Here is an 11,288-nt window from a genome sequence, read left to right as displayed (position 1 = left end):
GCCGCTCTTCCGTTTCGAGGGGGTGACACTACCGTCCAATAGCACCGCGGCACCTAACACTCCGCGCGGCGGCGCAACACCGGCGCCCGGCGGAACCCCTGCCGGTGCGGCAGCGCCGACATCCGGCAGCTTGCCCCACGCACTGCCCTACGCAGCGCCCTATTCGGCACTCTACCCGTCGTCCGGCATGTCGAACGACCTGGGCCCGGCCGCGTCGGATCCCAATCAAGGGGTCATGCCCATCGGGCCGGCGCTCCATCCGAACACGGGGACGCGCACCCCCGGGCGCGGCAACTGAATGCTCGCCTGAAAACGCAAACGCCGAACCAGGCGCATTGCATGTCGCAATACGCCTGATTCGGCGAAAGCCCGCGTACGGCGTGTGCGTCTTGCGTCACTTGCCCGGCCATGCGCCATCCGGCGGCAGCGGGCAGCGCGACGCGTCAGCCTCAATGCAGCGTGGGCGCGTCGTCCTGATCTTCGTCTTCGTCGACAACTTCAAGCCCCGACGCGCCATGGGCGTGCTGGTGCTCGATTTCTTCTTCCGTCGCCTGACGCACGTCAGCCACCTTCAGCTCGAAACGCAGTGCCATGCCCGCGAGCGGGTGATTGCCATCGAGCACGACCTTGTCTTCGGCAACGTCGGTCACCGTGTAGATCAGCGTGTCGGCCTCCTCGTCGCCATCTTCCGGCGAGCCTTCGAACTGCATGCCGACTTCGAGCGGATCCGGGAAACGACCACGCGCTTCGATCTTGATCATCTCGGGATCGTAGTCGCCAAACGCGTCGGACGGTTCCAGTTGCAGCTGCGTTTCATAGCCCACGTCCTGCCCGTCGAGCGCTTCCTCGATCTTGGGGAACGTGCCATCATATCCGCCGTGCAGGTAAACCATCGGCTCGGCGCCGCTTTCTTCGATCAGGTTGCCCTGAGCGTCCGACAACTTGTAAGTTACCGAGACGACGGTATTCTTTTCGATCTTCATCAAACTCTCCGAAAAACAGCCCGCATTATACGCGCAGCTGCATGACATCGCCCCGCGCGCAAGCCAACGCCACCTTGAATCGTACAACGGCGTGCATGGCGCAGCCCTCTCTTGATGCATTGATCCACCCATGACGACATCCCGCACCCCCTCGCCTCTGCTCGGCGGCCTCGCGCCGGACGCATTCATGAAGCGCTACTGGCACAAGCGTCCGCTCCTCATCCGGCAGGCCATTCCCGGCTTCACGGCGCCGCTCTCGCGCGACGCGCTGTTCACGCTGGCGGCGCGGGACGACGTTGAATCCCGATTGATCAGCCATGCCCGCAAACGTTGGCAACTCGAACATGGGCCGTTCGAGCCCGATGATCTGCCCCCGTTGAGTCGCAAGCAATGGACGCTGCTCGTACAGGGGGCGAATCTCCACTCGCCGGCGGTCGACGCGCTCATGCAACAGTTTCGCTTCGTTCCCGACGCGCGTCTGGACGACGTAATGATCAGCTACGCCACCGACGGCGGCGGCGTCGGCCCGCACCTCGATTCCTACGACGTTTTTTTGCTGCAGGCGCATGGCAAGCGACGCTGGCGTATCGGACCGCAGCGCGACACCACGTGGCTCGATGGCGTGCCGTTGCGCATCCTGAAGCACTTCGAGGCCGAAGAGGAGTGGGTACTGGAACCGGGCGACATGCTGTATCTGCCGCCGGGCTATGCGCACGATGGCGTAGCGCAAGGCGAGTGCATGACCTACTCAATCGGCTTTCGCGCGCCGCTGGAGCAGGAAATGCTTCAGAACTTTCTGTACTACCTCGCGGAAAACGCGCCCGCACTACCGTTCGCCCGCCATTTTGCGGGCCGTTACGCCGACCCGGGACAATCGGCCGTCAAACATCCGGCTGCGCTACCCGATGCCATGATCGAGACGCTTGTAGCGCAGCTCGAAAAAGTACGCTGGGGACAAAAAGAGGTCGAAGATTTCCTTGGGTGTTGGCTGAGCGAGCCCAAGTCGCATGTGTTTTTCGATCCGCCGGAAACCCCGCTTTCGGCAACAAGATTCGTGCGCGAAGCGGCCGCGCGCGGCTTGACCCTCTCGCCCAAGACGCAATTGTTGTATCGACGCAACCGATATTACGTCAACGGCGAGCCGCTCGACGTCCCTGTCGATGCGCGCGCGACCTTGCGGCGCCTCGCTGACCGTCGTCAGTTAAATGCAGGCGAATGTGCGAATTTGGGGCAAAAAGACCAAGAAATCGTCGAAATTCTGTACGATTGGTATGCTTCCGGGTGGCTGCAGGTGGAAAGTGACCGGAAGACCCCGCTAAAGTTGCGCGCCGTAAGGAAAAAAGCGGAGAAATGACGCGAGATTGACGTGACGGGTTGGGGAAAACCCAATATAATTTCTCGCCAAGCAGCTTGCATGACCAAGGGTAATCCTCAATTGCCAATGTCTCGCAATCGGCTTTGCGCTGGCAAGAGCGTATTACCGTAATTAATATTCATTCGCTTGTCTTCTACCATAAAAGGACGTGATCATGAAGAAGTCTCTCCTCGTCGCTTCGTTGTTGGCTATCGCCCTGACCGCCTGCGGCAAGAAGGAAGAAGCCGCTGCACCGGCCGCTGACACGGCTTCGGCTGCTGCCGCTGCTGTTGCGGATTCGGCTGCTTCGGCCGCTTCGGCTGTCGGCGCTGCTGCTGACTCGGCTGCTTCGGCTGCCGGTGCTGCTGCTGATGCCGTTGCTTCGGCTGCTGACGCTGCTGCCAGCAAGTAAGCGCTCGCTGCCGCAAGGCAGTTGAGAAAAAAGCCGGTCGAAAGACCGGCTTTTTTGTTTGTCGCAACGCTTCGCGCTCAACTCAGGCACCCTGCGTGCATCAAGTCACGTCCTGTATCGCTAGCACGTCAGCCAATCGAAGCCCCCCGCCTGCGTCGCCACGAGGATCTCGGTGCCCGCCGAGCCGATGACTGACGACATCGCCGCCATCGCCAGCTCGGGCGTATTGTTCTGCTCGCTCAAATGCGCACCGATCACGCGCTGCAGCTTCCTCCGGTCGATCGCTCCCAGAATCTCCGCCGCCGCGTCGTTCGCCAAATGGCCATAGGTGCCGCCAATGCGCGCCTTGAGCGATGCCGGATACTTGCTGTTCGCCAGCATGTCTCGGTCGTGGTTGCATTCGAGCACCAGCGCATCGCAGCCACCCAGTGCCGCGACCAGATGCGCCGTCGCGCACCCCGCATCCGTGAGCACACCCAAACGGCGTGCGCCGTCGGAAAACACGAACTGCAGCGGCTCGCGCGCGTCGTGAGGCACCGTGTAAGGATGAAGCTCGATAGCGCCCACGGCGAGCCGCTCATCGGCGCGGCACCAGCGCACGAGGGCCGCGTCGCCCTCGCCCTTGAGCGTGGCGTGAACCTTGACGGCCTGCCCCGTTCCCCAGCTCATGATGAGGGGAATCCGGTACTTGCGAGTGAGGGAAAGTGCGCTGCCGATGTGGTCGGCATGCTCGTGGGTGATGACAATGGCGTCGAGCGACGCCACGTCGATCGCGCGTGCCGTCAGGCGCCGCTCGACCTCCCGCATCGAGAAACCGCAATCGAGGAGAATGCGTGTCGTGGAGGCGCCTTCCGACGCCTCCACCAGCAGGGCATTGCCTTCGCTGCCACTGCCAAGACTGGCGAACCGCACGCCCCGCCTTAACGGAGTTGGTTGCCGATCACACTGATGATCGTCTGTGCGATCTGCGAGTTATCGACGTTACCCTTATCGTCGAGCACCTGCACACGGGTCTGGCTATCGCCGCGCCCCTGCACGTTCACGCTAAGCTTTTTGGCCTTCTTGCTGTCCTGCACTTCCTTCGCATGGAACAAGCTGTAGAAGAAACCGTTGTCCTTCGCCAGCGATGCCGGATCCACGTAGCTCACGAAGTAAATGCCCTTCGCTCGGTCGCGATCGTCCACGGTGAAGTTACCGCGATCAAGCGCCACGCCGACACGGCGCCAGGCCCGATCGAACGGCTCGTTGATGTCGAGATACGCGGCGTCGGCCGTCTTCACGATCTGGCTCGACGGGCCGCCCGCCTTGGCACCTTCGACTTGCTCCTTGGCCTGATCGGCCTGCACGCCAAAGCGCTGCATCAACTTGGTCAGGAAGATCGCCTCGAGACCCGGATCGTTCGGCGCCGGCTCCCACTTGGTCGTGTCCTTCTGCGCGTTCGTGAACACTTCCACCATGCGGCGGTGCGTGATGTAGACGTCCGTACCGCCATTCGGATCACGTTCCACGCGCGTGCGGAAGCGATCGCGTTCGCCGGTCGAATACAGGCTGTCGAGCACCTTGCCGAGCAGATCGCGGATGATGTCCTGATTCAGCTTGGCGCGGTTTTCCGCCCAATCGGTTTCCATCACGCCCGTGTCCGGCGAATCGATCGTCAGCACAAAGCCGTTCTCTTGCCAGAATTCACGCAACGTCGGCCACAGGTCGCTCGGTGCCTTCTGAATCACCAGCCAGCGCTCGTTGCCGTCGCGCACGACCTTCATACCGGGCACCGCCGGCAGCACCGTGTCCGTCGGGTTGGCCGCGACGACCTTCTGCTGGTTCTCGTAGGTCGACAGCGTGGCGATGCCGGCCGGCGACACGTACTTCCGGTCGGTCGCCTGGACGTTCGTCAGATCCGGCGGGACGTCGAGCGAGGGGCCGGTCTTCGAGCTCTTGTAATCGACCTTGTCCGAGGACAAGGCGCTCGAGAGCGAACTGCATCCGGCGACGAGGGCCAACGAGGCAATAGCGGCCCATGCCAGCACGGGACGAGCTACGGAATTACTGACGATTCGTTTCATGAGTCGCAAAAAAAGGGGTGGGCAATCGAACCCGGGTGCCGGAACGACCGGTTAGACAACGGCGATGTTGGCCGACTTGAGGGCACCAAGCACCGTGTCGTGGTAAGGCTGCGCCAGCGGCGTGAGCGGCAGGCGGATGCCCGACGCGATCATGCCCATCTGTTGCAGCGCCCACTTCACGGGGATCGGATTGGCTTCGACGAACATGGCGCGGTGCAGTTCGAACAACTGGAATTGCAGTTCCCGCGCCTTGGCCACATTGCCGGCCAGCGCAGCCACGCACAACTCGTGCATCGCACGCGGTGCCACGTTGGCAGTGACCGAGATATTACCCTGACCGCCCATGAGCATGAGCGCAACAGCCGTCAGGTCGTCGCCGCTGTACACGGCGAAGCTCTTCGGGGCACGCCGGATCAGGTCGATGCCGCGATCCAGATTGCCCGTGGCATCTTTCACGCCAACGATGCCAGGCACTTGCGCCAGACGCAGCAGCGTCTCGTTGCTGGCATCCGCCACGGTGCGGCCGGGCACATTATAAAGAATGACCGGCAGCTCGACGGCTTCGGCAATGGCGCGGAAGTGCTGGTACTGGCCTTCCTGCGTGGGCTTGTTGTAGTACGGCACGACCTGCAGCGACGCGTCGGCGCCCACCTGCTTTGCATGTTTCGTAAGTTCGATGGCTTCCGCCGTCGAGTTGCCGCCCGTGCCGGCAATCACCGGCAGTTTGCGACCGCGCGACTCGCCGGCTTGTGCGGCTTGCTGCACGGCGATCTCGATGAGTTCGCAGTGCTCCTCGACGTTGACCGTCGGCGATTCGCCCGACGTGCCGACGATCACGATGCCGTCGGTGCCTTCGTCGGCGTGCCAGTTGATCAGGTTACGCAGTGCTTCACGGTCAAGGCTGCCGTCCTCTGCCATCGGGGTGACGATCGCGACGATACTGCCTTGCATCGGAGTTTGGGTAGTCATGGTTGATCGAACAATTCAGCGATAAGGGTGGATTGTAGCGGATTCCGCCGCCGGCTCGTACAGGGCGGCATTGCCGGGGTTTTCCCCGGGGGCGGCACGCGTGGCGCACACGCGCTGCACGCACGCCGCACGCGGCGCCGCCAACGTGACATCCTCGAACCCCGCCACACGCAAACCGGCCTCGCGCGCCACGTCGAACAATTCACCGGGAGCCAACAGAAACTGCGGATTGGACGGCTTTCCGTACCGTTCGTTTCCCTGCGCAAAGGTTTCGTAAATCAGCACGCCGCCCGGCGCGACACTGGCCGCGATACGCGAGAAGAGCGGTCGATGCAAATAGTTCGTTACGATGACGGCATCGAAGCGCTCGCCCTCGGCCAACGGCCACGGCGCGCCTTCCAGGTCGGCCGTCAGCGTCGTCACGTTCGCCAGCATTGACATCGTGGCAAGCGCCGCCTCGTCGCGATCCACGGCGATGACATGCATGCCGCGAGACGCGAGCCAACGCGCGTGGCGTCCTTGACCGCAGGCCAGATCGAGTGCGCGGCCGCCCGACGGCATCAGATGCGCCCAGCGCACCAGCCACGGCGACGGCGCGCCAGTACCGTGCGCACTACCGCCGTGCAACACGCCGGGAGCGAGCGCGTTCGTCATGAATATTGCAGCCCCATCGCTTCACGCACGTCGCGCATGATCTCCTGCGCGGACCGTCGCGCCTTCTCACATCCATCGGCCACGATGGCGCGCAGCAGCGACGGATCGTCGACGTACTTCTGGGCGCGTTCGAGCATCGGTTGCTGCTCGCGCAGAATGCCTTCGATGACCGGCTGCTTGCACTCGATACACCCGATCCCTGCGCTGCGGCAGCCCTTCTGCACCCAGTCGCGCGTGTCGCTGTCGCAATAGACCTGATGCAGTTGCCACACCGGACACTTCTCCGGGTCGCCCGGATCGGTTCGACGCACGCGCGCGGGATCGGTCGGCATTGTGCGCACCTTCTTGGTGATCGATTCCGCGTCTTCGCGCAAGCCAATGGTGTTGTTATACGACTTCGACATCTTCTGACCGTCGAGTCCCGGCATGCGCGACGCCGGCGTGAGCAACGCCTGCGGCTCGACCAGAATCAGCTTGCGTGCGCCTTCGAGATAGCCGAAGAGTCGCTCGCGGTCGCCCATGGACAGCGACTGCGACTCGGAGAGCATCGCGCGTGCCTGTTCCAGCGCTTCGTCGTCGCCCTGCTCCTGGTACGCCGTACGGAGCTCGAGATACAGCTTCGCGCGCTTGCCGCCGAGCTTGCGTGCGGCGGCCAGCGCCTTTTCCTCGAAGCCGGTTTCACGGCCGTAGAGATAGTTGAAGCGGCGCGCAATTTCGCGCGTCATTTCGACGTGCGGCACCTGGTCCTCCCCCACCGGCACGTGCAGCGCGCGGTAGAGCAGAATGTCGGCCGCCATCAGCACCGGATACCCGAGGAAGCCGTATGTCGAGAGATCCTTCTCCCTGAGCTTCTCGATCTGTTCCTTGTACGTCGGCACGCGCTCGAGCCAGCCCAGCGGCGTGCTCATGCCGATGAGCAGCGCCAGCTCGGCATGCTCGGGCACCTTGCTCTGGATGAAGAGCGTGGCCTGATTCGGATCGATCCCTGCGGCAAGCCAGTCGATCAGCACGTCCCATACGTTCTGTTCGATGACTTCCGGCGTCTCGTAGTGCGTGGTGAGCGCGTGCCAGTCGACCACACAGAAGTAGCACGGGTATTCCGACTGAAGCTGAATCCAGTTCTTGAGCACGCCATGATAATGGCCGAGGTGGAGACGACCGGTCGGTCGCATGCCGGAGAAAACGCGTTCGGGATACATGGTCTCGTTATATTCTGCAAAAACTTCAGGAAATCAGCGACAACAGCGGCGTGAGCATCCAGACGATGAAGTCACGCCCCCACTGAATCAGCGGCCACAGCCAGACACGGCCGAGCACACCGCTCACCACCAGGGCCATCACGATGAAGAACCCATAGGGCTCGACGCGGGAGAGGCGATAGGCTGCGCGCGCCGGCAGCAGCGACACGAGCACGCGGCCGCCATCGAGCGGCGGTACCGGAAACAGGTTGAACATGCACATCACGAGGTTCACCAGGAGACCGGCCTGCGCCATCATCATGAAGAACGGCTCGTGAACGCCGGCGATTTGCAGCCCTACACCGAACACAGCCCACAGTATTGCCTGGACGAAGTTGCACAACGGACCGGCCAGCGCCACCCAGATCGTATCGACGCGCGGATTGCGCAGGCTGCCGAACGCCACAGGCACTGGCTTGGCATAGCCGAACAGAAACGCCCCGCTCGTCATGAAGTAGAGGGCAAGCGGCACGAGCACCGTGCCGATCGGATCAATGTGCTTGAGGGGATTGAGCGTCACGCGCCCCATCAGATAGGCCGTGGGGTCGCCAAAATACTTTGCGACATAGCCGTGCGCGGCCTCATGCAGCGTAATCGCGAAGAGGACGGGGAGCGCGTAGACCGCAACGGTCTGGATCAGGTCTGCATTCATAGCCGCGTATTGTAGCAAGCCGACCTGCGCGCCAGTATTACCGCGTATTGCAAGTCGGGCGACACGCGCCCGTTCACGACAGGCCGAACGGCGCCAGCGAGCCGCGACCGCGACGCAGCACCTCGGGCGGCGTCACCGTCAGGTCGACCACCGTGGACGGTTCTTTAGGACAGGCCCCGCCGTCGATCACCAGATCCAGTTGCTTTTCCAGGCGCTCACGAATCTCGTCGGGGTCGTTCAGCGGCTCGCTTTCGCCCGGCAGAATCAGGGTGGTGGCGAGCAACGGCTGCCCCAGCGCCTCGAGCAGCGCCAGCGTGATGGCATGATCCGGCACCCGCAGACCGATCGTCTTTCGCGAAGGATGCGAGAGCCGGCGCGGCACCTCCTTCGTCGCTTCGAGAATGAACACGTAGGGCCCCGGCGTCGTCGCCTTGATCAACCGGTATTGCCGGTTATCCACCATGGCGAACTCGGCCAGCTCCGACAGATCGCGGACCAGGAGCGAGAGCAGTTGCTTGTCGTCGAGACCGCGAATACGACGCAGGCGTTCGACGGCCTGCCGGTCGTCGATATGACAGGCGATCGCGTAGCTGGAGTCGGTCGGCAACGCCACGATGCCGCCCTTATCGATGATCTGGGCGGCCTGCTTGATGAGTCGTGACTGAGGATTTTCCGGATGGATCTGGAAGAATTGCGACATAGCGTCGAAAAGTTACTGCCAGCGGCTCCAGACCGGGGTGAGATCGTCGGGCAGCGCAGGCAGCTTGCCGAGCAGCGCACGGCTCTCGGTCGGTCCATGGAAATCCGAGCCACGCGACGCCAGAAAATCGTAGCGGCGTGCGACGTCGGCATACTCGCGGTACTGATCCGGCGTATGGCTGCCGGTCACCACTTCGATGGCCTCTCCGCCCAGTTCGCGGAACTGATCGAACAGTACCCCGAACTCGAGCGGCGTGAATTTGTAGCGTCCCGGGTGTGCCACGACGGCAATGCCCCCCGCCCCGCGGATCCAGCTCACGGCATTCTCCAGCGTGGCCCAGCGGTGCGGCACATAACCCGGCCGCCCCTCCGCGAGATATTTCGAGAACACATCGGAAACCGACGTGCATTTGCCGATTGCCACGAGATATCGGGCGAAGTGCGTACGCGAAATCAGATCGGGATTCCCGACGAAACGCAGCGCCCCCTCGTACGCATGCGGAATGCCCGCGGCCGCCAATTGCTCGCTCATCTGCTGGGCTCGCAACGCCCGGCCACCGCGCGTGGCCGCCAGTCCATCGATCAGCGCGGGATTATCGGGATCGAGATTCAGCCCGACGATATGCACCGTGCGGTTCGCCCACGTAATGGAGATCTCCACACCGCTCACGTACCCCATGCCGAGCGCTTCGGCCGCCGCGCGCGCTTCGCGCTGGCCACCGATCTCGTCGTGGTCGGTCAGCGACCAGAGGTCGACACCGGCCTCAAACGCCACCTGCGCCACCTCGGACGGCGCCAGCGTGCCGTCGGACACTCGGGAATGACAATGAAGATCCGCATTAAGCATGATGAGCCGCCGGGGGGGTGACATATTGCGTCCGCCCGGCACCGCCGTATGACGTGGTTGTGACGCCCTCATTCTACCGCTCAAGTGCCCGCGGCGCGAGTGACCCGCGGCCTCACTCCCGGCAGAAGTCGTCAATCAACCGGGCCACGACGTCGGGTTGGTCGTGATGCAGCATATGACCGGCATCCCCCACGAAAGCCTCCGTCAAATTCGGAAAGACCTCGAAGCGCTCCCGGAACGCCGCCGTCCCCTGCGCCCCGACGAAATGTCGCAGCACGTCCGAGTCCGTGGCTTCCACATGCAGGACGGGCGCGCTCACGTTGCCCCATACCGCCATCGCTTCATCGAGCCGGTACGGGTACGGATTGGCGACCTTGTGCGCCGCATCGGCAAGCAAATGCCATTGTCCGTCGGCGTCCTGGCGTGCCCATCGTTGTGCCAGCCAGTCCGCCCGCGCCTGCGTGAGGCGCGGATTGGTCTTGCGCAGCCGCGCCACCACCGCGTCGAGCGTGGCATAAGGACGCAACGTCGGCGCATGCCGCAAATCGTCGAGCCAACGGCCGAGCTGACGGATCGCCGCGATCGGCTGCGACGGCGGCAGACCGAAGCCCTCCAGATTCACGAGACGCCGAACCCGCGAGGGCCGCACCCCGGCATACAGACACGCGACGTTGCCGCCCATGCTGTGGCCAATCAGGCGGACCGCTTCGCCGGGCTCCGTGTAGACGTCGAGCAGGGCGTCGAGATCGGCGAGGTAGTCTGGAAACCAGTAGCTGCCGCAGCGGCCTTGCGCCACCGGCCAGTCGGTGAGGCCGAAGCCGCGCCAGTCCGGGGCGAGCACATGCCAGCGCTGCGCCAGCGTTTGCGCGACGAAATCGAACGACGCCGACACGTCCATCCAGCCGTGCAGCGCGAACAGCTTCGGCGCGCCGGGCGTGCCCCACTGCCGGACATGGTGGCGCAGGCCGCGCACCGTCAGAAATTCGGATCGCGAATCGGTCATGGCGCAAGCAGAAAGTGAAGATCGAAACGATTGAGGAACGCCGAGTCTATCAGCGTCAAAAATGACGAATCGGCCGCGCCGTTACGCGAGCGCCTGCAGCGCAGCCAGTTCGTCGTCGTCGAAGCCCGCCGCCCGGCGGGCCTCCAGGTTGAACGGCCCGCGCAGACGCGGCGCACCGTATTGCGCCGCGAGCCGGGCATAGGTCTCGATGGGATCGCATCCGGCGCGCTCGCAGCCCCAGCGATACCAACGGTTCCCGATGGCGACATGCCCGATCTCGTCGCGCAGGATGATATCGAGAATGGCGGCCCCGGCGGCGTCGCCCGCGCTCGCCAGCTTGGCCTTGATCGGTGGGCTGGCGTCGAGCCCGCGCGCCTCCAGGGTGCGTGGCACCAGCGCGAGGCGAGCGAGCCA

Annotated in this window: 13 protein-coding genes and 1 pseudogene; 3 read left to right on the top strand and 11 right to left on the bottom strand. The window is 63.7% G+C overall.

The window, feature by feature from the left end:
• Positions 1-298: pseudogene (locus tag A985_RS29055) on the top strand (hypothetical protein); the annotation flags it as partial.
• Between the two features lie 151 nt (positions 299-449).
• On the opposite strand, the gene A985_RS0108615 reads toward A985_RS29055, so the two are convergent.
• On the bottom strand, positions 450-983 hold the full coding sequence (locus A985_RS0108615; RefSeq protein WP_017233004.1) for a peptidylprolyl isomerase: 534 nt from the start codon (positions 981-983) through the stop codon (positions 450-452).
• Positions 984-1,113: 130 nt separating this feature from the next.
• Between A985_RS0108615 and A985_RS0108610 the strand changes: the two genes are divergently transcribed.
• Both A985_RS0108610 and A985_RS27425 read left to right on the top strand, forming a co-directional pair.
• Positions 1,114-2,337, top strand: a complete 1,224-nt coding sequence (locus A985_RS0108610) for a JmjC domain-containing protein (RefSeq protein ID WP_017233003.1) — start codon at positions 1,114-1,116, stop codon at positions 2,335-2,337.
• Between the two features lie 175 nt (positions 2,338-2,512).
• A complete protein-coding gene (locus A985_RS27425; RefSeq protein WP_083902237.1) occupies positions 2,513-2,749 on the top strand; it encodes a hypothetical protein in 237 nt (78 codons plus the stop codon).
• A 120-nt stretch (positions 2,750-2,869) separates the two neighbouring features.
• Here A985_RS27425 and A985_RS0108600 read toward each other — a convergent pair whose 3' ends face one another.
• The 10 genes from A985_RS0108600 to A985_RS0108555 form a co-directional block, all read right to left on the bottom strand.
• A complete protein-coding gene (locus A985_RS0108600; protein ID WP_017233001.1) occupies positions 2,870-3,661 on the bottom strand; it encodes an MBL fold metallo-hydrolase in 792 nt (263 codons plus the stop codon).
• Between the two features lie 8 nt (positions 3,662-3,669).
• Entirely contained in the window at positions 3,670-4,812 is a 1,143-nt protein-coding gene (bamC, locus tag A985_RS0108595; protein ID WP_026131774.1) for an outer membrane protein assembly factor BamC, read from the bottom strand.
• Between the two features lie 51 nt (positions 4,813-4,863).
• A complete protein-coding gene (gene dapA / locus A985_RS0108590; RefSeq protein ID WP_051060107.1) occupies positions 4,864-5,781 on the bottom strand; it encodes a 4-hydroxy-tetrahydrodipicolinate synthase in 918 nt (305 codons plus the stop codon).
• Positions 5,782-5,796: 15 nt separating this feature from the next.
• Entirely contained in the window at positions 5,797-6,435 is a 639-nt protein-coding gene (locus tag A985_RS0108585) for a bifunctional 2-polyprenyl-6-hydroxyphenol methylase/3-demethylubiquinol 3-O-methyltransferase UbiG (protein WP_017232998.1), read from the bottom strand.
• Positions 6,432-7,634 (bottom strand): tryptophan--tRNA ligase, encoded by a 1,203-nt coding sequence (locus tag A985_RS0108580; protein ID WP_017232997.1) that lies wholly within the window; start codon positions 7,632-7,634, stop codon positions 6,432-6,434. Before A985_RS0108580 ends, A985_RS0108585 begins: the two co-directional genes overlap by 4 nt.
• Before the next feature lie 25 nt (positions 7,635-7,659).
• Positions 7,660-8,325, bottom strand: a complete 666-nt coding sequence (locus A985_RS0108575) for a site-2 protease family protein (protein WP_017232996.1) — start codon at positions 8,323-8,325, stop codon at positions 7,660-7,662.
• 73 nt (positions 8,326-8,398) lie between these two features.
• Positions 8,399-9,025 (bottom strand): L-threonylcarbamoyladenylate synthase, encoded by a 627-nt coding sequence (locus tag A985_RS0108570; protein WP_017232995.1) that lies wholly within the window; start codon positions 9,023-9,025, stop codon positions 8,399-8,401.
• A gap of 12 nt (positions 9,026-9,037) precedes the next feature.
• Positions 9,038-9,895 (bottom strand): 3',5'-nucleoside bisphosphate phosphatase, encoded by an 858-nt coding sequence (locus tag A985_RS0108565; RefSeq protein ID WP_232424564.1) that lies wholly within the window; start codon positions 9,893-9,895, stop codon positions 9,038-9,040.
• 88 nt (positions 9,896-9,983) lie between these two features.
• A complete protein-coding gene (locus tag A985_RS0108560; RefSeq protein WP_017232993.1) occupies positions 9,984-10,874 on the bottom strand; it encodes an alpha/beta fold hydrolase in 891 nt (296 codons plus the stop codon).
• 81 nt (positions 10,875-10,955) lie between these two features.
• Positions 10,956-11,288, bottom strand: a 333-nt coding sequence (locus A985_RS0108555; RefSeq protein WP_017232992.1) for a DUF455 family protein, incomplete at its 5' end; no start/stop codon positions are given.

The organism is Pandoraea sp. B-6, assembly GCF_000282835.1.
GTDB classification, from domain to species: Bacteria; Pseudomonadota; Gammaproteobacteria; order Burkholderiales; family Burkholderiaceae; genus Pandoraea; species Pandoraea cepalis.
This window is presented reverse-complemented; position numbering and strand designations above follow the sequence as displayed.